Below are 20,587 nucleotides of genomic sequence, written 5' to 3'. Positions count from 1 at the left end.
CTTTTGTCTTTATGCTTTTAACAGTTCTCAAAGAATTTCAATACTCTTTCGTTAAAAATTTTAGAGGCTTCAATATTTACTACATGTCCACTATTACTGATTACTTCTAAACTGCTATTTGCGTGTGTAGCTACAATTTTTTTAACACTCGGCAAAAACATGTAATCCTGTTCCCCCATCATGTACAAAACAGGAACGTTAATTATGACTTTTCTAAAAGTTGATAATAATTTATTGACTCCTGACACCAAAGAAAACCATTTGACAAATTCTTTCTGATTCATTTTTTTCGCTTCGTTCACAAAAAAATCTCTCGATTTTTTATGATTTTTTTTAGGCATAATAATAAATGCAAAAAATTTATACAACCACATATACGGTACTAAACTCCTTAGAAATAAGCCCAATTTCATTAAAAATTGAGCTCTAAAATTTAAGTACATTACTGCTCCACCCATCACCAAGGATAACGTTTTATTCGGATGTCTGTGAGCTATATCCATAATTACAATAGTCCCAAGAGAAATACCTACGAGGTGGGTTTTTCTTATCTGTAAATGGTCCAAAACCTCTACGACTTCGTTAGATATATTTTTAAACGTATATGTACTTTTATGATGTAGGGATTTAGATTTTCCATGATCTCTTAAATCTACTAATAAGAGATTAAAATCTTCTTTAAAAAATCTAATTTGAGGAAACCATATAGAACTACTACCACCTGCTCCATGCACAAAGGTTATCCATGGTTTTTCATTACTACTGTAATATGTTTTATAATTTAACATGTAAGTATTTTAACAAAAGTAAAAAGCTCTGCCATGAGCAGAGCTTTTTGTTTTATAATGCAATTAAAAAGAACTACTCTTAATAATCTCCTAATGTTTCAGGATTTTGAGTCAACGCACTTTCCAATTGTTCATCGTTAGGTGCCTTACCATGCCAAGCATGTGTATGCATCATAAAATCAATTCCGTTACCCATTTCTGTGTACAATAAAACACAAACAGGTTTTCCTTTACCTGTTAAAGATTGTGCCTCTTTAATTCCAGCTATAATAACTTCTATATCGTTACCTTTTTCAACTTCTAGAACTTCCCATCCAAAAGATTCAAATTTAGCTTTTAAAGATCCCATTGGCATCACCTCATCGGTAGTACCATCTATTTGTTTTAAGTTTACGTCTACAGCAGCAATATAGTTGTCTACTTTTTTACCTGCAGCATACATAATTGCTTCCCAGTTTTGACCTTCTTGCAATTCTCCATCACCGTGTAAACTGTAAACCAAACGATTGTCTCCGTTTAATTTTTTAGCTTGAGCAGCTCCAATAGCAACACTCATACCCTGTCCTAAAGATCCAGATGCAACTCTTATTCCTGGCAAACCTTCGTGAGTAGTTGGGTGACCTTGTAACCTAGAATCTAACAAACGGAAACTAGCCAACTCTGATACTGGAAAATATCCGCTTCGAGATAAGACACTATAAAAAACTGGAGAAATATGTCCATTAGATAAGAAGAACAAATCCTCTCCTTTTCCGTCCATTTCAAAGTTAGAAGCATCATATTTCATGATTTCTTGATAAAGTACAGTAATGTATTCTGCACATCCCAGTGAACCTCCAGGGTGACCTGAACTTACAGCATGTACCATACGTACGATATCTCTCCTTACTTGTTGTGTAAAATGTTTTAGCTCTTGAATAGTTGCCATTATAATTTATTTAGTGCCGCAAAAATACAGTTTTATTTATGTAGCGCAAATTATTTTATTTCTATATCTGCTTATTTAGCAATTTTTTATAAGCTCAACAAACCCATATCACTCAATATTTTTCCTAACATGTGTCAAATTTAAATTTTCTTTACTTATATTTATTTTTACTTCAATTAAGTTTGAATTACAAAAAATTACACGACACTACAATTTTAAAAATGAAAGAAGAATATTTAGGCATAGATGTTGGAGGAACCAATATTAAATTTGGAATTGTGAATAATGAAGGAACTATTTTAAAAAAAATAAAGCACCCTACTTTTAATTTACGAGAAACAGGAGATTTTATCAATGCGTTTGCAAAAAAAATCGGGCAAATACTAAAAGATTATTCTCATATTTCTAAGGTTGGAATTGCTGTTCCAGGTCTTATCTCTAAAGATAGACAAAGCACGGTATTTATGGCTAACATCCATGAATTTAATAATGTCAACCTGATAAGTATTTTAGAAAAAAAACTTCCGAACATTTCTTTTTATCTAGAAAATGATGCCAACGCTGCTGCTATTGGGGAACTAAACTTTGCTAAGTCTAAAACTCCAAAAGATTTTTTATTTATGACTTTGGGTACTGGGTTAGGAAGCGCTGCGGTATTGAATGGGAAGATTTTTAAAGGAGGTAACGGAAATGCTATGGAAGCAGGACACGTTGTAACTTCTAATGGAAAAACAGCTGAAGAAAATATGGGAAAAAAAGCCATTGTAGATTTAGCGATTTCTAAAATAAGGAAAGGAAAAGAGACTTATCTTATTGAGAAAAAATTAGATGCAAAAAAAGTAGTGATGGCTGCCACCAAAGGTGACCCTTTAGCATTGGAAGTGTTTGAGAAAATAGGGACTGTTCTAGGAGAAACTTTAGTTACGACTATAAGAATTTTAGATATTCAAACCGTATATATTGGAGGAGGAGTGAGTAAGGTATTCAGCATCATTAGGAAAAGTATGAATAAAGAATTAAAAAGTAGACTTCCTAAATATTACATCGAAAATCTAGACATTAAATTAGCCTCTTTGGGTAACGATGCAGGAATTATAGGAGCGGCTGCTTTGTGCTTTCATCACAAATAATTTTAACTGAATTTCTTGCAAACTGTTTAATTGATAAAAAACACAGTTATTATTCAATAGTGTAGTGTTAAATTAACGTCCTAACCTACTTTTCACAAACAAAAAACTGATTAACAATCATTTAATATATAAAACAAAAAAGACATGAATATTCACTGAAACAACCATAAAATACTAAAAAAGACAATACATATACAGACTAATACAATTCTGTTAAATAATTTTAATACTTTTGCAACATAAACAATAAAAAACATCAAACAAATATGAACACAGTAAAATTAATCCTTTTCAGTTTTTTAACCTTAACACTAACTAATGGTTATTCTCAAACAAGTATGGAAAAAGCTAAAAAATCTTTCCAATGGATAGATCTTAATAAAGATGGGAATGCATCTATGGAAGAATACCTTCAATACTTCAAGGAAAATAGAAAAGATGTAAAAAAAGTAGATCCTGTAGTATACTTCTTTTCAAGAGATCATAATGAGGACAATTTAGTAAGTCTTGAGGAATTTGCTCAAAAACCTAACTGGAGAAGAGCTAACGAAAGAGCTAAAGATTTTAATGGAAGCCTATTCCAAACTAAGGAAAGTTCAGCAGAATTGAAAGAAGCTGAGAATAAGAAAAATGAAATTTTTGGTTTAGTTGATAAGGACCAAAACGAATCTATCAGTATTAAAGAGTATAAAGCATATGCTAAAAAGAATGGATTTAAGAAAAAATACAAGAAACTTTTTAGTGGTTTAGACAAAAATTCTGATAAAAAACTAGACGCTAGCGAATTTCAAGATTTTGACAATATTCAAATCCAGTAATTTGAAATAACATAATAGCAAAAAAGGAGAGTGATTTAAGAATCACTCTCCTTTTTTTATGTCTTCTAACACACTTAACAGAATACTACATCCCTTTTTAATTTCTATATTAGAAATGGTTAAGGGTGGACTAATTCTAACAGCTTTTTTCTCGTATAGCAAGAAAAACAATAATAAACCTGCATTCATACTCCTTAAAACCAACTCTGTAGCTATCTCTTCTGTTTCTAAGATTAAAGCTAACATCAACCCTTTTCCTCTTATCTCCTTAATAGCAACTACTCCACTAAGTAGCTCCTTAAACAATAATTCCTTTCTCAAAGTTTCTTGCATCAAATTGCTCTCAGTAATTTCTTGTAACGTTGCTAAGGCTGAAGCTGCAATCACTGGGTGTCCCCCAAAAGTTGTGATGTGTCCTAGTTTTGGGTAATTCTGGAGTTTTTCCATAAATCTATAACTACTAATAAAAGCTCCTATAGGCATACCTCCTCCCAATCCTTTACCAGTAATTAATATATCTGGTGTACAATTATAATGCTCAAAGCCAAACAATTTACCTGTTCTCCCAATTCCAGATTGTATTTCATCTAAAATTAAAAGAGCTCCTACCTTATTACACCGTTCTTTTACTTTACTTAAATAATCATTCTCTGGAACAATAAACCCTGCCCCCCCTTGAATGGTTTCTAAAATTACGGCTGCAGTAGTGTCTGTGATTTTTAGCAGATCTATCTCTCTGTTGAATTGAATAAATTTTGTGCCCGGAATTATAGGCCTAAAGGCTGAATTTTGATTTTCTGCTCCACACACACTCATCGCTCCCTGAGTGTTTCCATGATAGGCATTTTTAGCCGCAATAATTTCTGATCTTCCTGTGACTCTTTTGGCTAGTTTTAATGCACCTTCTGTAGCCTCCGTTCCAGAGTTGACTAAGTATACTGTATCTAAATTTTTGGGCAACAAATCGGATAACAATTTGCAAAGTTCTACTTGAGGTTGTTGAATAAACTCACCATAAACCATTACATGAGTATAGTTGTCTACTTGATCTTTAATTGCCTTAGAAACTCTAGGATGATTATGACCCAAGCTGTTGGCAGAGACCCCTGCTATAAAATCTAAATACTCTTTTCCGTCAGCTCCATATACGTAGCTCCCTTTAGCTTTTACGATTTCTATTGCCAAAGAATGAGGAGTGGTTTGGGCTTGGTGTTTAAAAAAATCATTTCTGATATCAGTCATGTATAAAAATGTCTTCTTTAGTTAGTGGTCTCTCAACTATTCTCCAAAGAAACCCTTTTAACAAAGCTCTATCTGCTGGAAATTTACTTGGAGGATATGTTTTACCATCAGGTTTTTTCAAAAATTTAATATCTTGAATTTTACCCTCTTTTAAACTAAACAATATGTTACTACATTCCATATTCATAATGGCAGAAAGCTCCCCTTCCTCGCTTCTGGCATAGTTTACCACAGCCCCATTACCCTTAGATAATAAAGAGGTTAATTTTTGATTTTCAAATTTCCCATACATATTTCTCCCTCTTATCTGATTATAGCCTACGCTGTCTTTTTGAACTATAAAGGCATTTCTCTTAATCTTTAAAGAATCGAGTTTATTGGTTTCAATATTGTTAATCAATACAATACTATCTCCTGTTATTTGATTGTCTAATGACCATAGAACAGGATTTTTATACATCTCTGTAATACCTTTTGCCTGATGGGTGACCAAAGAATCACATTTACCGCTTAAATCAGATTTAAATATTTTAACATGATGATACACTTTCATCAATTTATTTTTTTCCGAACCAGTCACAGACAAAGTATCACCATGTATGTACATAGAATCCTTATCCACTATAGAAATCGCCAAAGGTTTTTTAGAAATAATGATAGAATCTTTACTTCTAAAGACTTCTCCATAATCTCCTTTAACAATAACATTGTTTATCGTGTCTGTGATGATTAAATTTCCTGTTCCAGAAGCAAAGTCTGTCTTTTGATTGTAGTACAAACTATCTCCTTTTATTTCGTTGGTACGATGGTAAATAATTGAGTTTTTTAATAAATATCCTAATGACAATCTAGTATTATAAATTCCTCTCTCGGTATACAAATCGTTATCCTTGTTTTTAATTGTAGAAGGGCCGTATAGGTAAGATTTTCCCGATGCTGTGTAATAATCCATATGTCCTGTATCTAATTTCATATCAGGATTTACCACTTGTACGTTTTGTCTAGCGGTTAACTTTTTATCATCTGCAAAATATTCACCAATTTGGCTTGTTAACGTGTTGTCTTTATTAACTATCGTTCCAAAACAGTCATAAGATAAAATTTGCTTTGCCCTGTTAAAGTGTAAGGTATCTGTTGTTAAAGTAATATCCTTATCTTTTACTATAACCTGACCCCAAGACAACGCTTTTTCGGTATTTCCATCATATTGTAAATGATTGCTTTTTTGAGTTAACGTGTCTGCTTGATTGACCAAAACATCGCCGTAAGCATACAACCTGTTTTCAAGCTGGTAGTAAAGCGCTTTTTTACAAGTTAAGAGCGCACCTTTGTGAGTTACTTTAACATCTCCATTTAATACAACAGCTCCGGGATATTGCTGCTGATTTCTGTAAGTTTGGTTTGCGTGTAACACCTTTATTTTGCTAACCTGCGCACAAGTAACAAATGAAACTAATAACACAAAAATATATAGGGTATTTTTCAATGTAACTGTTTTCATACAAATATAATCGATTAATTGTTTATCAAAGAGTGTACCCAAGCCTATTATTATGCATTATCCAAAAGTTTTTTGAGGGTATATTCTGTTGTCACCGTTGATTATAGCTCGCTTTTTTTGTAATTTGCCTAAAATATCATTTTATCTATAATATCTGTATGAAAATAATCTTAACCTTACTTACCATTGTCTTCTCTCTTACTTTTAGCATCGCTCAAACCAATAAAGAAATAGCAGGTGTCTACATAAATAAAGCCGAAAAAAACTTAAATAGTGAAGATTTGGCTTCTGCTGAGGAAAATTTAAACAAAGCACTTGTCTTATTGGATTATGAAGTAACTGAAGATAGAGTAGATAGACTAGGAACACTAGTTAACTACTTACAAGGGAAGTTTACGGATGCCAAGAAATTTGCAAAACATTATTTTCAAATAGCAAAAGACAAAACTTCTGATGAATACAACAATCAATTAGAGCTGTTTGTAGAAATAGAAGAAAAAATTGATAGCATCAATAAGGTTAATAATGAAATTGAAAGAAAAAAAGCTGCTCACGTTAAAGAGTTGGCCAGAGTAAAAGCTCTTAAACAGACTTGGAAAGAGTTGTCTGATAAGCTTAGTTTTAAAGCTGACTATGTAGGGGATTTCAACAAAAACGGTATTACAGTTATTAAACAAAATAACCTTATTGGAATTATTGATGATAAAGCTAATATTTTAGTGAACCCTGATAAATATAAAGACTTTAGATTTTTCGATGGGTATATTTTGCTTTTAGACAAAACCGTTAACGCAACTGAAATTTTATGTTTCGATACACAAACCTCAGTATCTTATAAAATCCCTAATGTGAGTGATTTTAATAAAATATCTACTACCTACGGTACAGTAACAAACCCAAGAGGAAACCACAAATTGGTTACTTATCCAAATAATACTACGCACACATTGGTTTTTGATTTAAAGAAAAAAGAATTTGAATTTATTACAGATTATAAAGCAGTTTTAAAACCTCTAAAATCGGAAGATGTCATAGATTCTTATAACAAAAAGGAACAAGTCAAAATTAACAAACAGTGGTATTACTACGGAGGAAGTATTGGCGGAGGTATTTATACAATTTATGACGAAAACCTTTCCTTACACGGATATCTATTTCATGTAGATGGTAGCATTTTAACTAAAAAAGAAATTGGATATCTTGGATATGTACACCACAACATCATAGGGACTTCTAAAGATAAATGGATTGATGCTCAAAAAAATGAGGTTAAAAACCCTGCTGACGAAAACGGAACATACACAGGAAAAACTAGTATTACTAAATTAGAAAATGGTAATTATCAGTTTAAAAACAATGATATCATCATCTACAAAAAAGAAACTTTGATTCCATTAAACGAGTATCTTACAAAGAATAACGTTAATAAAAAGTATTTGTAGTTCCCGAAACGCTATCTTCAAAAAAAACAGAAAATGCTATTGACTACGCTACTTTCCATACTAACGAGTTGTGAGTTGAACACAGCAAAGACAAAGTTCTATTCATCTCAGTATTATTAACAAAATAAAAAAGAGCCTTTATTAAAAAATAAAGGCTCTTTTGTGATATCTGTTATGTAGAAATTTATCTCTCTATCGTTTGTTTTCTATCTGGTCCTACAGATACAATTGTAATTTTAATCCCTGTTTCCTTTTCAATAAAAGCAATGTAATCATTTAACGCCTCAGGTAAATCTGATTCGGAAGTCATTCCCGTTAAGTCTTCTTTCCAACCTTTTAACTCTGTATAAATAGGTTTTACATTTTCTGGCTCAACATTGTAAGGGAAATGCTTAATTACTTCACCCTTGTATTCATAAGCCGTACAAACCTTAAGCGTTTCAAAACCTGATAAAACATCTGCCTTCATCATGTTTAACTGCGTAACTCCGTTTACTTGACAAGCATATTTTAAAGCTACCATATCTAACCATCCACATCTACGTGGACGTCCAGTAGTAGCTCCAAACTCATGACCAACTTTTGCCATGGTAGCTCCATCCTCATCAAATAATTCTGTAGGAAAAGGCCCTGAACCCACACGAGTTGTGTAAGCTTTAAAAATTCCAAAAACTTCCCCTATTTGATTAGGTGCAACCCCTAAACCAGTACACGCTCCAGCAGCAGTTGTGTTAGAAGAGGTTACAAACGGATAAGTTCCAAAATCTACATCCAATAAAGAACCTTGAGCTCCTTCAGCTAAAATGGTTTTATTTTCTTTAATAGCAGTATGTAAATATTCTTCACTATCAATAAAAGTCAACTCTTTTAACTTATCTACAGCTGCAAAGAAATTAGCTTTTAACTCCTCTAAATTATAGTCTAATTCAACACCGTAAAATGCAATCATTTTTAGGTGTTTTTGAGTTAACGTCTCAAAAATTTCTTTCCAGTTATCCAACTCTAAATCTCCAACACGCATTCCGTTACGTCCTGTTTTATCCATATAAGTTGGACCAATACCTTTTAATGTAGAACCAATTTTATCTTTCCCTTTAGCTTTTTCAGATGCAGCATCTAACAAACGGTGAGTAGGTAAAATTAAGTGTGCTTTTCTAGAAATTAATAATACTTTTTTAAAGTCGATATCAAATTTAGATAAGTCTTCTATCTCTTTGTTGAAAATAACAGGATCTATAACCACTCCGTTACCTACTACATTTACAGCTTCTTTGTGAAAAATTCCTGAAGGGATTGTATGTAAAACATGTTTATGTCCATCAAAAATTAAAGTGTGTCCTGCGTTTGGACCTCCTTGAAAACGAGATATTAAGTTGTAATTTTGAGTTAATACATCAACTATTTTTCCTTTACCCTCGTCTCCCCACTGTAATCCTAATAATAAATCTACTGCCATTCTATTTATAAATGTAAAATTCTATTTTTCTTTTTTAGTTCCGTAAAAATATAAAGAGTGCTTGTTTATTTCTACGTTAAAAACTTCTTCTATTGTTTTTTTAATAGTTTGGATTCTAGGGTCGCAAAACTCAATTACCTCTCCATTATCTAAAATCAAATGATCGTGCTGTTTGTCAAAAAAACTTTTTTCGTAATGCGCTTGATTCTGACCAAATTGATGTCTTCGTACCAAACCACACTCTAAAAGAAGTTCAATAGTGTTATATAAAGTAGCTCTACTTACACGATACTTTTTGTTTTTCATATTGATGTACAAAGACTCAATATCAAAATGTTCTTCTAAATCATATATTTCCTGCAAAATAGCAAAACGCTCAGGAGTTTTGCGGTGTTTGTTAGTTTCTAAGAACTTTACAAACACATTTTTTACAGTTTCTTGATTCTTTTGTTTAGTATCCATAACTAGATTGTTGTTTAAAAACAGCAAGTTGCAAATTTATACTTTTATTTGATATCGATAATAAAAGAACTGTTTTTTTTTATATAATACGTTTAACTCTCTTGACTCCTTGTATACCTTGTAATTGCCCTATAATTTTTTTAAGCTTGGCTCTGTTAGGTACCGTTACCGTAAATTTTCCTTCAAACAAACTTCCATCTCCTGCAATGTTTAAATTATTGATATTGATATTGTTATTAATAGAAATTACTCGCGTAATATTTCCTAACATTCCTGCTCCATCTTCTCCTGTAATGCTTAGTGTTACTTTAAAAGCTTGCTTGGTAGAATCTACCCAATTGGCTTTCATAATTCTGTACGCATAATTAGACTGCATACTTATGGCATTCGGACAATTGTTTTTGTGGACTTTAATTCCTTCATTAATCGTTAAAAAAGCAAATACTTTGTCTCCAGGAATAGGATTACAACATTTTGCTAAGGTGTACTCTAATTTTTCATTCTCGTTCCCAAATAACAGCAAGTCATAGTTGGTAGTGAGCTCTTCTTTTTTAAGCGTTTTTTCGGGTTCGGATTTGGTTCTACGGAATAGTTTTGCAAAGGTGCTTGTTTGCTGGTTGGCAAAATTTCTTATCTGCGTGTTATCTATCGTTCCAACTCCAATTCTGTAAAATAAATCAAACGTAGTATTCAATTTAAAGAACGAAACCATTTTAGATAAATTTTTATCGGTAGGCTCCATTTTTAAATGGCGTAGTTTACGCTTCAATACTTCTTTTCCGTAAGACGCTACTTTTCTTTCTTCTTCTTTTAAGGCTTGTCTTATTTTAGCCCTGGCTCTAGCGGTAACCACAAATGTCAACCATCTTTCTGATGGTTTTTGATTGGCTGATGTAATCACCTCAACTTGATCTCCACTATTTAAAACCCTGTCTAAAGGCGTTAACTTACCGTTAACTTTAACACCTCTACATTTTAAACCAATATCAGTATGAATGCTAAACGCAAAATCCAAGGCTGAAGCTCCTTTAGGTAAAGATTTTATATCTCCTGTAGGCGTGAAAATAAAAATTTCTTTAGCATATAAATTCAGTTTAAAATCTTCTACAAAATCAACCGCATTAGGACTTGTGGTTTCCAACGTATCCTTTAGTTTATTTAACCAAGATTCTAATCCACTCTCATTAACATCTCCTTGCTTGTATTTAAAATGAGCTGCGTAACCTTTCTCTGCAATTTCATGCATCCGCTTAGAGCGTATTTGCACTTCCACCCATCTTCCCTCAGGTCCCATTACCGTAATGTGCAGTGCTTCGTAACCCGTAGTTTTGGGTTGAGAAATCCAATCTCTTAACCTACTAGGGTTCGGACGGTAATTATCTGTAACAATGGAATAAATTTTCCAAGCATCAAATTTTTCGTTTTCTTCATCAGAATCATAAATAATTCTGATCGCAAACTTATCATATACTTCTTCGTAGCGCACTCCTTGAGAACGCATTTTTTTCCTGATAGAAAAGATAGATTTAGTTCGCCCTTTTATCTTAAAATTAAATCCTTGGTTCTTTAAATCTTCGCTTATTTTAGAAGAAAAATTATCAATATAATCTAACTGATTGTCTTTGTTTTCTATAATTTTCCTCTCAATATCTTTGTAAACCTCGTTCTCGGTATATTTAAGCCCAAGATCCTCTAGTTCGGTTTTAATATTAAACAGACCTAACCTGTGAGCCAAAGGTGCGTATATGTACAAAGTTTCAGAAGCTATTTTTACCTGCTTGTGAGGTGGCATCGCATCCATCGTTTGCATATTGTGTAAACGATCTGCTATTTTTATCAAAATAACACGTACATCATCATTTAAGGTCAATAGCATTTTACGAAAGTTCTCTGCTTGAATAGAAGCTATTTGATCTTTCTTTAGCCTAGATATTTTGGTTAAACCATTCACAATTTTGGCTATTTTTTCTCCAAATAACCTTTCCATATCTTCAATGGTATAATCTGTATCCTCTACTACGTCGTGTAACAACGCAGCCGCAATGGAAACAGCTCCCAAACCAATTTCGTAAGCCACTATTTTAGCTACGGCAATAGGATGATAAATATAGGGTTCTCCCGTTTTTCTCCTCTGCTCACTATGCGCTTCCACAGCGATGTCAAAAGCACTACGAATTAGCTTTTTATCCTCTTCTGACAAATGCTGATAACTATCCTTTAACAGATCTTTATATCGTCTAGTAATCTCCTTATTCTCTTTCTCTGTATCAATTACATACCCCATAAGCTAAGTTGTAAATAAAAATTACTGATAATACCTCCGCAGGGTAACCATCAGTAACTTTAGATATTCTTAAGTATTAAATATAATGATTTTATCTAAGATGAACAGGGTTTTTTAAATTCAAAACACGCTGTAATAATGTAGGATGCGAATAGTGAAAAAACACATTCCATTTGTGCGGAGTCAAATTACTTAAACTGTTCTTAGATAATTTTTTTAGAGAAGATATTAAATAGTTTCCTTCGTAGGTTTCTTTGGCAAAATCATCCGCTTGGTACTCAAATTTTCTAGAAATAATATTCATAATAACTCCAGTAAATTCGGAAATAGGGCTGTATAAAATTCCAAATGCTAGCAAACCAACGTGAAAATTACTCTCTTTAATATTAAAAGCATCCGCCAATAAAGAATTACCTAGTAATGTTCCTAATATAAATAAAGTAAACCCTGTTAATAGCAGAGATACTATGACATTGAAAATAGTGTGCTTTCTTTTGTAGTGTCCAACCTCGTGAGCAAAAACTGCTACAATTTCTTCTTCACTTAAATCGTTGATTAAAGTGTCGTACAACACGATTCTTTTTTTGGGTCCGAAACCCGAAAAATAGGCATTCGCTTTGGTAGATCTTTTAGAACCATCGATTACAAAAATATTATCGAGTCTAAATCCTTGTTCTTTAGCATAAGCATAGAGCTTATCTTTTAAAGTTCCATTCTCTAAAGGAGTTTGTTTATTAAATAAGGGAACGATTAAGGTCGAATAAAACAGGGTTAAAAAAACAGTAAATACTGAGAATACTCCCCACGCATACAACCAAAACAAAGAGTTTGTTTGATAATACAACCAAGTAATTAGCAGCAACAAACCTCCACCTATCATTGAGGTCATTAGCAATCCTTTAAGTTTATCTACCCAGAAAAGTTTTTTGCTCGTTTTATTAAACCCAAATTTCTCCTCTATTACAAATGTGTGATAATAACCAAAAGGAATTTGTATTACAGAACTCGCTCCCCCAATAATTCCGAAAAACACCAATGTTTGTAATAAGGGATTACTAGTGATTTGTTCTGACCATTGTTGTACAATTGTTACTCCTCCTAGTAAAAAAAACAGCAACGTAATTACAAATGACACCATTCCAGAAATACTAGAAAACTTGTAGTTTGTTAGCTTATAAGCTTGAGATTTTTTATACGCTTCACCATCATAAACATCAGATAGTTCTTGTGGTATTGGATCATTAAAGTGTTTTGAGTTTACAAAACTAATGACTTCTTCTTTAACATAATTTACCACCAAAATTGTAATGATAATGATGAACAAAATATTTCCTGTCATTTATTTAAATTTTCGTTGTCTTTTAGCTTCATAAACCAATATTCCAGCAGCTACAGAAACGTTCATAGAATCTATTTTACCAAGCATGGGAATTATAATTTTTTCATCCGCAGCATCTAACCACTCGTCGCTTAAACCCACAGCTTCTGTACCAACCACAATAGCTGTTGCGCTAACAAAGTTTTGTTCATGATAATTTTTTGCATCATCTTTAAGAGCAGCTGCGTAAGTTTTTATGCGTTGTTCTTTTAAGTAGTTTAAAATTTCTTGGGTAGTCCCTGTAGCTATTTGAGTAGTAAATATACATCCTACACTAGACCTTATAATGTTGGGATTGAACAAATCTGTTTTAGGATTGGCAATCAATACAGCATCTACATTAGCAGCATCCGCTGTTCTTAACATAGCTCCTATATTCCCTGGTTTTTCGGGTGCTTCCGCAACCAAAATTAAGGGAGAAGATGTTTTGTATTGCAAGCTTTCTAAATTTAAAATTTTATCGTAGATCACAGCTAACAAACCCTCCGTGGTAGACCTGTAAGCTATTTTTTCGTAAACCTCTTTGCTAACTTCAATATATTCCTCTGCACCAATATTCGTAACATTAAAATCTGTAGATAAAAGGGCTGGGAAATATAGCAACTGTTTAATTTTATATCCTCCTTGCACAGCCAAAGAAATTTCTCTCTTTCCTTCTACTAAAAAGGTTTTTGATTGTTTTCTTGCCTTAGATTTCTCACCTAAAACCACCAACGATTTTATAAACGTATTTTGTACGCTATTAATTTGCTTATGCATATATTTTACTCTGTATAATCGTTAGCAAAAATACATTTAATAAATTTGAATTACTGCCTAATAATTAGGGGCAACTTACAATTGATTCAATAACTTTTCTATGACCGCTTCTACTCCATTTTGGTCATTAGACAATGTTTTATAATTCGCGATCTCTAAAACATCTGGATGGGCATTTTGCATAGCATAGCTGTACCGAGCTTTTTTCAGCATTTCAATATCGTTCTGATAGTCTCCAAAAGCCATCGTTTCTTTTTCTGAGATATTTAAAGCTTTTTGGATTCTGGCTACTGCATTTCCCTTGTGATTCGTTTTTAAGGCGATATCTACCCAAAACTCTCCAGAAACCTTTATTTGCCAATCACTTGCAAATTGTTCTAAATGGGGATAAATATAGGCTTCCGAACCTTTAGGATGATACAAAGCCAACTTTAAAATATCATCGTTAGGTAACGTATCAAAATTCTTGAGCAATTCGTATTCGCTGTAATACTCAGAAACCAGTTTTACCAATTCTGTGTCCGTATCAAGGTAATAGGCTTTCTTTTTTCCTGCTAATACCAAGTACACCTCTGGGATTTGTTGCGCTATTTTTACGAATTTTAGGGCTTCTTCTCTGTTAAAAGCGTTAGAAAACAATTCCTTTCCATTTTTCACCACATAAGCTCCGTTTTCTGCTACAATGGTAATATCATTTTCTATAGATTTTAACTTCTGCAAAATGCTATGGTACTGTCTTCCACTCGCTGCTACAAATTTAATCTCGTGCTTTTTTAACAACTCAAATTGTTTAAAAAACAAGCTACTTACCTCGTGGTTAGCATCTAGCAACGTGCCATCCATATCTGTTACTATCAATTTTACATCTGCTAAACTCACTTTTCTGATTTTTAAATTAAAATTCGAGATTTATCTGAGATAAAAGTAAACATTATTCTACCACTATCTATTAAAACAAATTGTAAAAAACTGATCAACCCTTACCAGCTCTATGGCTTGCAATGAGTTATCAACAAAATAAAAGTTATTAACATATTTTGTAGAGATTAACCTTTAAAAAACAATCGTAAATAAAGAATATCATTTAAATTTGTGAACCCTATGGAACAAACTAAAAGCTTTTCTGGAAAAAAAATTGACAAGACTAAAATTGTCAATTTAGCCAATGGAAAAATCCCACCACAGGCAGTAGATATGGAAACTGCTGTGCTTGGTGCTATGATGATTGATAAAAAAGGGATTGATGCTGTGATTGATATTTTGCATCCTGATGCCTTTTACAAAGAGCAACATCAAGCTATTTATGCAGCTATTCATACTTTGTTTCAAAATTCAGAACCTACGGACTTATTAACAGTTTCTAACCAGTTAAAAAAGGATGGAAAACTAAATATGGTGGGTGGAGATTTTTATTTGATAGAATTAACGCAAAAAGTATCTTCTTCTGCACATATTGAATTTCATGCTCGTATTATTTTACAAAAATACATTCAACGTCAATTGATCACCATTTCGAGTGATATCATTGAGAAGTCATACGACGAAACTGCTGATGTTTTTGATTTGCTAGATATGGCCGAAACCAAATTTTTTGAGGTAACGCAAGGAAACTTAAAAAAGAGTTCAGAAAAATCTGATTCCCTAGTTAGACAAGCACTAAAAAAGATTGAAGAACTTAGTGGTAGAGAGGGGATGTCTGGATATGCAACTGGCTTTACCAAATTAGATGCGCTAACTTCTGGTTGGCAGCCTTCGGATTTAATTATTATTGCTGCACGTCCTGGTATGGGTAAAACAGCCTTTGTTATTTCTATGGCCAAAAATATGGCTATCGACTTTAACCATGGTGTTGCCGTATTTTCTTTAGAGATGTCTTCTGTACAGCTAATTACTCGTATGATTTCTTCTGAAACAGGGCTATCATCAGAAAAATTAAGAAAAGGTACTTTAGAACCTCATGAGTGGGAACAATTAAACGTTAAGGTTAAAAATTTATCTGAAGCTCCTATTTTTATTGATGATACTCCATCGCTATCCATTTTTGATTTGCGTGCAAAGGCTCGAAGATTAAAGTCTCAACACGATATTAAAATTATTGTAATTGACTACTTGCAGTTAATGACTGCTGGAGGTGCTGCAGGAGGAAATCGTGAACAAGAAATTTCTATGATTTCTCGTAACCTTAAAGCCCTAGCAAAAGAATTACATATTCCTGTTATTGCACTGTCTCAGTTATCTCGTTCTGTAGAAACTCGTGGAGGTAGTAAACGTCCGTTACTTTCAGATTTACGTGAATCTGGTGCAATTGAACAGGATGCCGATATTGTTTCCTTTATTTTCCGTCCTGAATATTATGGGATGACAGAATGGGATGATGATGATCATACTCCGTGTGAAGGACAAGGAGAATTTATTGTTGCAAAGCATCGTAACGGTGGTTTAGATAATATTAGATTAAAATTTACTGGACACTTGGCTAAGTTTTCTGATTTAGAAGATGATTTTGGGGGACAGTTAGAATCTTCTATGAATGCTTTTAACGAAATATCTGGTAGTATTACTCCTGCAGATGCCTTTGATGCTCCTGTAGCTCCAGATGATGATGAAGTTCCTTTTTGATATCACTCACTAGAATCTTTATTAAAAAATATCATGAATCAAATCTATAAAATAATTAATAAGAGTATTGAAAAAATTCAACGTGCAGGTTTTTTATCTGGTATTCCCTCAGGATTTGTTCATATTGATAAACATACAAATGGCTGGCAAAATTCCGATTTAATAGTTTTGGCTTCGAGACCTAGTATGGGTAAAAGCTCTTTTGCTATTTCTATGGCTAGAAACATATCTGTTGATTTTGACATAGGTGTCGCTTATTTTACCCTAGAAATGTCTTCAGAACAATTAGTATCTCGAATTATTTCAATTGAAACTGGCATAACTTTAGAAAAACTGAGAAAAGGAAATTTAGAACCTTATGAATTAGAGATTGTAAACTCCAATACTAAACGTTTATGCAAAGCCCCAATTTTTGTAGACGATACACCTTCTTTATCTTTAAATGATTTAAAAACGAGAGTGATTAAGTTAATTAAAGAAAAAAATATTAAGATTATTTTTATTGATTGTATTCAATTAATGAGAACCGGTCAAAAACATCTCGTGAACCGAGAACAAGAGATTTCATATATTTCTAGGAATTTAAAAGGTCTTGCTAAAGAGTTGGACCTACCAATTATTGCTTTATCTCAATTATCTCGTTCTGTGGAAACTCGTGGAGGTAGTAAAAGACCTCTTCTCCATGATTTAAGAGAATCTGGCTCTATTGAGTATGATGCCGATATTGTCTCTTTTATTTTCCGCCCTGAATATTATGGAATGACAGAATGGGATGATGACGATCATACTCCATGCGAAGGACAAGGAGAGTTTATTATTGCTAAAAACCGTAATGGAAGTTTGGATAATATTAGATTAAAGTTTAGAAGACATTTAGCGGAGTTCTCTGATTTAGAAAAAAGTAACAAAAAGGAACTAGATAAATCTATGAATGCTTTTAATGAAATATCTGGCAGTATTAATCCCGCAGATGCTTTTGATGCTCCTGTAGCACCAGATGATGATGTTCCTTTTTAATCAAACATTTAGCAGATTAAAATCTGAGTATAACATAGAAACGTCACTTATAAATTTGGTTATGAGTGACGTTTCTATGTTATCTAACAATCATCTACTTATTGCCATTCTGATGAATGTTAGAAATTCACAATCTTATTATTTAATTACAAATAAACCTACATTATAAAGTGGTTTTGTACTTTTAATAAAAAACTCAATATGGGAAAGAAATTAGAGTCCATCGATCAAAGACTTCAAGAATTTATTGAACAGCAAAAAATATTTTTTGTAGGAACAGCAGCTACTGAGGGGAACGTAAATGTATCTCCCAAAGGCATGGATTCTTTTAGAATAATCAACTCCAATAAAATTGTATGGTTAAATTTAACGGGGAGTGGAAACGAAACGGCTGCACACTTGTTAAAAAATGATAGAATGACTATTCTGTTTTGCGCTTTCGAAGGCAAACCTTTGATTCTAAGACTTTACGGAACTGCCAAAATATTTCATCCTAGAGATCAAGAATATCATCGACTTATTTCCTTATTCCCCACTACACCTGGAGCAAGACAAGTAATAGAAATGAAAGTTGATTTGGTTCAGACTTCTTGTGGTTTTGCTGTTCCCCTAATGGACTATAAAGAAGATAGAACTGTTTTAAAAGATTGGGCACAAAACAAAGGTCAACAAAAAATAGAGGCCTATTGGGAAGAAAAAAACACAAAGAGTATTGACGGATTTGATACTAATATTTTAGGGTAGCAGCAATCTCGTTTAGTTACTATTATTTTTAAATGTAGACTTTAAAAATCCAAAACCATAACCAGACATTTGCACTAGCGTAGTTATAATCGTTAAAAAAGCTACAATCACGTTTTTATTGTATAGCAAAGAACTCATGAACAACAACATAAAATACAAGTAGTAAAGCGTTATCACCCCCCAACTACCAAACATAAATAGTATTGATGAGGCTATAAATCCTAAAATAAATAAACTAGGAAACCAATAAGTTAACTTTGCTGTTCCAGGATATTTTTTATTTAATACAGGTCTCGCTTGCCCAAATCTATAAGTCTGTGTAAAAAAAGAATCTATGGTATTTCTACGCTTATGATACACAAATGCAGTAGGTATTAACTGAGTATTAAAACCATTTTCCCACAGCCTAAAAGACAAATCTATATCTTCTCCAATTTTCATACTGGAAAAACCTTGAGTAGCTTCGAATGCTTTTTTGGACATCCCTAGATTAAAACTTCTTGGCTGGAATTTCCCTACCGATTTTTTTTTACCTCTAATCCCTCCTGTGGTTAAAAAAGACGTCATAGAAAAATTGATAGCTTTTTGAAGTGGCGTAAAAGAAGGATGTGCTGCATCAGGCCCTCCAAAAGCATCAGTATAATTTTTTTGTAATGATTTATCTACCTCGTTTAGATAATTAGACGGCACTAAAACATCTGAATCTAAAACAATAAAATAATCCCCTTTAGCTCGCTGCATTCCATAATTGCGAGCCATTCCTGCACCTTGGTTTTGAGTCAGAAAATATTGTATGTGTAATTTATCTTGATAGCTATTAACAATTTCTGTAGCGTTATTATTGGAACCATCCTCAACCACAATTACCTCAAAAGGTTTCTTATAATTTTGTTGCGTTAAGCTATACAGTAATTCGTCTATTTCATCAGGACGATTGTAAAGAGGCACTATAAAAGAATACATAAGTTCGTATTACAAAGTCTTTAAAATAGCCTTATTGATCTTTTTAACCAATGAAGGCCCTTCGTAAATAAAACCTGTATAAACCTGTACCAAATCTGCACCTGCATTAATTTTTTCTAAAGCATCCTCTGCAGAATGAATTCCTCCTACACCAATAATAGGGAATGCTTTATTAGATTTTTCTGATAGATATTTAACGGTGGCAGTACTTCTTTCTTTGATGGGTTTTCCACTCAATCCTCCATTTCCAATTTCGCTTAATCTTTCATCTGTAGTCCTTAATCCTTGTCTATTTACAGATGTATTGGATGCGATAACTCCATCAATCTTAGTCTCTGCTACAATTTCAATAATCTCGTCAAGCTGACTGTTGTTTAAATCTGGGGCTATTTTTAGCAAAATAGGCCTTTGTTCCTTTTTTGCATTGTTTAACTTTTGTACCGCAGCAATTAACTCCAGTAAATAATCTTTATCTCCTAATTTAGCATGACTCCCCACGTTAGGACAACTTACGTTTAACACGAAATAATCTACATACGGGTGCAAAGCTTCAAAAACCTCACAATAGTCTTGCGTGTACTGTTCTGTTGGGATATCCGTATTTTTTCCAATATTTCCGCCAACAATAACTTTACCTTTATTTTTCCTTAAATTCTGAATAGCCGCATCAACTCCATCGTTATTAAACCCCATTCTATTGATAATTCCTTGGTCGTCCTTTAGACGGAATAATCTCTTTTTAGGATTTCCTACTTGACCTTTGGGAGTTACTGTACCTATTTCTATAAAACCAAAACCATAATCTGCCAATTCGTTAAACAACACTGCATTTTTATCGAAACCTGCTGCTAAACCCACAGGGTTTTGAAATCTAATACCAAATAATTCTTTTTCTAGTCTTATGTCTTCTACTTTATATATAGCTCTTGTGATTGAGGGTACTCCAGGAATTTTGGATAGTATTTTAATCATGTCAAAAGTAAAATAGTGGACTTTTTCCGGATCGAATTGAAAAAATAGTGGTCGTATTAGGTTTGTATATAAACTCATACTAGA

18 protein-coding genes are annotated in these 20,587 nt (G+C 32.9%); 6 read left to right on the top strand and 12 right to left on the bottom strand.

Annotated features, from left to right (window positions below; genetic code table 11):
- Positions 1 to 17: 17 nt before the first annotated feature.
- Positions 18 to 788 carry an alpha/beta fold hydrolase gene (locus ACXGQW_RS09695; RefSeq protein ID WP_457822362.1) on the bottom strand — a complete coding sequence of 257 codons (771 nt, stop codon included), beginning with the start codon at positions 786 to 788 and terminating at the stop codon, positions 18 to 20.
- Positions 789 to 867: 79 nt separating this feature from the next.
- Positions 868 to 1,716 (bottom strand): transketolase, encoded by an 849-nt coding sequence (locus ACXGQW_RS09690; RefSeq protein ID WP_457822360.1) that lies wholly within the window; start codon positions 1,714 to 1,716, stop codon positions 868 to 870.
- A gap of 221 nt (positions 1,717 to 1,937) precedes the next feature.
- Between ACXGQW_RS09690 and ACXGQW_RS09685 the strand changes: the two genes are divergently transcribed.
- Together ACXGQW_RS09685 and ACXGQW_RS09680 are read left to right on the top strand one after the other, a co-directional pair.
- Positions 1,938 to 2,846, top strand: a complete 909-nt coding sequence (locus ACXGQW_RS09685) for an ROK family protein (RefSeq protein ID WP_457822358.1) — start codon at positions 1,938 to 1,940, stop codon at positions 2,844 to 2,846.
- A gap of 266 nt (positions 2,847 to 3,112) precedes the next feature.
- A complete protein-coding gene (locus ACXGQW_RS09680; protein ID WP_457822356.1) occupies positions 3,113 to 3,664 on the top strand; it encodes a hypothetical protein in 552 nt (183 codons plus the stop codon).
- A 42-nt stretch (positions 3,665 to 3,706) separates the two neighbouring features.
- On the opposite strand, the gene ACXGQW_RS09675 is transcribed toward ACXGQW_RS09680, so the two are convergent.
- Positions 3,707 to 4,906, bottom strand: coding sequence for an aspartate aminotransferase family protein (locus ACXGQW_RS09675; RefSeq protein WP_457822354.1), 1,200 nt, complete (start codon positions 4,904 to 4,906; stop codon positions 3,707 to 3,709).
- Positions 4,899 to 6,407 (bottom strand): OstA-like protein, encoded by a 1,509-nt coding sequence (locus ACXGQW_RS09670; protein ID WP_457822352.1) that lies wholly within the window; start codon positions 6,405 to 6,407, stop codon positions 4,899 to 4,901. Before ACXGQW_RS09670 ends, ACXGQW_RS09675 begins: the two co-directional genes overlap by 8 nt.
- Positions 6,408 to 6,565: 158 nt before the next feature.
- Between ACXGQW_RS09670 and ACXGQW_RS09665 the strand changes: the two genes are divergently transcribed.
- Positions 6,566 to 7,849, top strand: coding sequence for a hypothetical protein (locus ACXGQW_RS09665; RefSeq protein ID WP_457822350.1), 1,284 nt, complete (start codon positions 6,566 to 6,568; stop codon positions 7,847 to 7,849).
- A 184-nt stretch (positions 7,850 to 8,033) separates the two neighbouring features.
- On the opposite strand, the gene ACXGQW_RS09660 is transcribed toward ACXGQW_RS09665, so the two are convergent.
- The 6 genes from ACXGQW_RS09660 to ACXGQW_RS09635 all read right to left on the bottom strand — a co-directional run bounded on the left by ACXGQW_RS09660 (position 8,034) and on the right by ACXGQW_RS09635 (position 15,067).
- Entirely contained in the window at positions 8,034 to 9,305 is a 1,272-nt protein-coding gene (locus tag ACXGQW_RS09660) for an adenylosuccinate synthase (RefSeq protein WP_457822348.1), read from the bottom strand.
- Positions 9,306 to 9,326: 21 nt separating this feature from the next.
- Positions 9,327 to 9,767 (bottom strand): Fur family transcriptional regulator, encoded by a 441-nt coding sequence (locus tag ACXGQW_RS09655; RefSeq protein ID WP_457822347.1) that lies wholly within the window; start codon positions 9,765 to 9,767, stop codon positions 9,327 to 9,329.
- Between the two features lie 79 nt (positions 9,768 to 9,846).
- Positions 9,847 to 12,051, bottom strand: coding sequence for a RelA/SpoT family protein (locus ACXGQW_RS09650; protein WP_457822345.1), 2,205 nt, complete (start codon positions 12,049 to 12,051; stop codon positions 9,847 to 9,849).
- Positions 12,052 to 12,142: 91 nt separating this feature from the next.
- Complete coding sequence (locus ACXGQW_RS09645) at positions 12,143 to 13,390, bottom strand: M48 family metallopeptidase (protein WP_457822343.1); 1,248 nt, start codon at positions 13,388 to 13,390, stop codon at positions 12,143 to 12,145.
- A complete protein-coding gene (locus ACXGQW_RS09640) occupies positions 13,391 to 14,188 on the bottom strand; it encodes a TrmH family RNA methyltransferase (RefSeq protein WP_457822341.1) in 798 nt (265 codons plus the stop codon).
- 75 nt (positions 14,189 to 14,263) lie between these two features.
- Positions 14,264 to 15,067, bottom strand: coding sequence for an HAD family hydrolase (locus ACXGQW_RS09635; RefSeq protein WP_457822339.1), 804 nt, complete (start codon positions 15,065 to 15,067; stop codon positions 14,264 to 14,266).
- 222 nt (positions 15,068 to 15,289) lie between these two features.
- Between ACXGQW_RS09635 and dnaB the strand changes: the two genes are divergently transcribed.
- The 3 genes from dnaB to ACXGQW_RS09620 all read left to right on the top strand — a co-directional run bounded on the left by dnaB (position 15,290) and on the right by ACXGQW_RS09620 (position 18,568).
- Positions 15,290 to 16,807: a replicative DNA helicase gene (gene dnaB, locus ACXGQW_RS09630; protein ID WP_457822337.1), complete on the top strand. Its 1,518-nt coding sequence runs from the start codon at positions 15,290 to 15,292 to the stop codon at positions 16,805 to 16,807.
- Positions 16,808 to 16,840: 33 nt separating this feature from the next.
- On the top strand, positions 16,841 to 17,824 hold the full coding sequence (locus ACXGQW_RS09625; RefSeq protein ID WP_457822335.1) for a DnaB-like helicase C-terminal domain-containing protein: 984 nt from the start codon (positions 16,841 to 16,843) through the stop codon (positions 17,822 to 17,824).
- A gap of 201 nt (positions 17,825 to 18,025) precedes the next feature.
- The gene (locus tag ACXGQW_RS09620) at positions 18,026 to 18,568 is read left to right on the top strand and encodes a pyridoxamine 5'-phosphate oxidase family protein (protein WP_457822333.1); all 543 of its coding nucleotides are present in this window, start codon (positions 18,026 to 18,028) and stop codon (positions 18,566 to 18,568) included.
- Positions 18,569 to 18,580: 12 nt separating this feature from the next.
- Here the strand turns inward: ACXGQW_RS09620 and ACXGQW_RS09615 are convergent, their stop codons facing one another.
- Both ACXGQW_RS09615 and ACXGQW_RS09610 read right to left on the bottom strand, forming a co-directional pair.
- Positions 18,581 to 19,531 (bottom strand): glycosyltransferase, encoded by a 951-nt coding sequence (locus ACXGQW_RS09615; protein WP_457822331.1) that lies wholly within the window; start codon positions 19,529 to 19,531, stop codon positions 18,581 to 18,583.
- Positions 19,532 to 19,540: 9 nt separating this feature from the next.
- Complete coding sequence (locus tag ACXGQW_RS09610; RefSeq protein ID WP_457822329.1) at positions 19,541 to 20,581, bottom strand: quinone-dependent dihydroorotate dehydrogenase; 1,041 nt, start codon at positions 20,579 to 20,581, stop codon at positions 19,541 to 19,543.
- Positions 20,582 to 20,587 lie beyond the last annotated feature (6 nt).

This window comes from Wenyingzhuangia sp. IMCC45533 (genome assembly GCF_054111225.1).
The sequence above is the reverse complement of the archived record's forward strand: the minus strand, read 5'-3'. Positions and strand labels throughout refer to the sequence as shown.

Bases quoted from the DNA above. Each gene is read 5' to 3' on its own strand.
- ACXGQW_RS09695 (WP_457822362.1), bottom strand. From the start codon at position 788: ATGTTAAATTATAAAACATATTACAGTAGTAATGAAAAACCATGGATA.
- ACXGQW_RS09690 (WP_457822360.1), bottom strand. From the start codon at position 1,716: ATGGCAACTATTCAAGAGCTAAAACATTTTACACAACAAGTAAGGAGA.
- ACXGQW_RS09685 (WP_457822358.1), top strand. From the start codon at position 1,938: ATGAAAGAAGAATATTTAGGCATAGATGTTGGAGGAACCAATATTAAA.
- ACXGQW_RS09680 (WP_457822356.1), top strand. From the start codon at position 3,113: ATGAACACAGTAAAATTAATCCTTTTCAGTTTTTTAACCTTAACACTA.
- ACXGQW_RS09675 (WP_457822354.1), bottom strand. From the start codon at position 4,906: ATGACTGATATCAGAAATGATTTTTTTAAACACCAAGCCCAAACCACT.
- ACXGQW_RS09670 (WP_457822352.1), bottom strand. From the start codon at position 6,407: ATGAAAACAGTTACATTGAAAAATACCCTATATATTTTTGTGTTATTA.
- ACXGQW_RS09665 (WP_457822350.1), top strand. From the start codon at position 6,566: ATGAAAATAATCTTAACCTTACTTACCATTGTCTTCTCTCTTACTTTT.
- ACXGQW_RS09660 (WP_457822348.1), bottom strand. From the start codon at position 9,305: ATGGCAGTAGATTTATTATTAGGATTACAGTGGGGAGACGAGGGTAAA.
- ACXGQW_RS09655 (WP_457822347.1), bottom strand. From the start codon at position 9,767: ATGGATACTAAACAAAAGAATCAAGAAACTGTAAAAAATGTGTTTGTA.
- ACXGQW_RS09650 (WP_457822345.1), bottom strand. From the start codon at position 12,051: ATGGGGTATGTAATTGATACAGAGAAAGAGAATAAGGAGATTACTAGA.
- ACXGQW_RS09645 (WP_457822343.1), bottom strand. From the start codon at position 13,390: ATGACAGGAAATATTTTGTTCATCATTATCATTACAATTTTGGTGGTA.
- ACXGQW_RS09640 (WP_457822341.1), bottom strand. From the start codon at position 14,188: ATGCATAAGCAAATTAATAGCGTACAAAATACGTTTATAAAATCGTTG.
- dnaB (WP_457822337.1), top strand. From the start codon at position 15,290: ATGGAACAAACTAAAAGCTTTTCTGGAAAAAAAATTGACAAGACTAAA.
- ACXGQW_RS09625 (WP_457822335.1), top strand. From the start codon at position 16,841: ATGAATCAAATCTATAAAATAATTAATAAGAGTATTGAAAAAATTCAA.
- ACXGQW_RS09620 (WP_457822333.1), top strand. From the start codon at position 18,026: ATGGGAAAGAAATTAGAGTCCATCGATCAAAGACTTCAAGAATTTATT.
- ACXGQW_RS09615 (WP_457822331.1), bottom strand. From the start codon at position 19,531: ATGTATTCTTTTATAGTGCCTCTTTACAATCGTCCTGATGAAATAGAC.
- ACXGQW_RS09610 (WP_457822329.1), bottom strand. From the start codon at position 20,581: ATGAGTTTATATACAAACCTAATACGACCACTATTTTTTCAATTCGAT.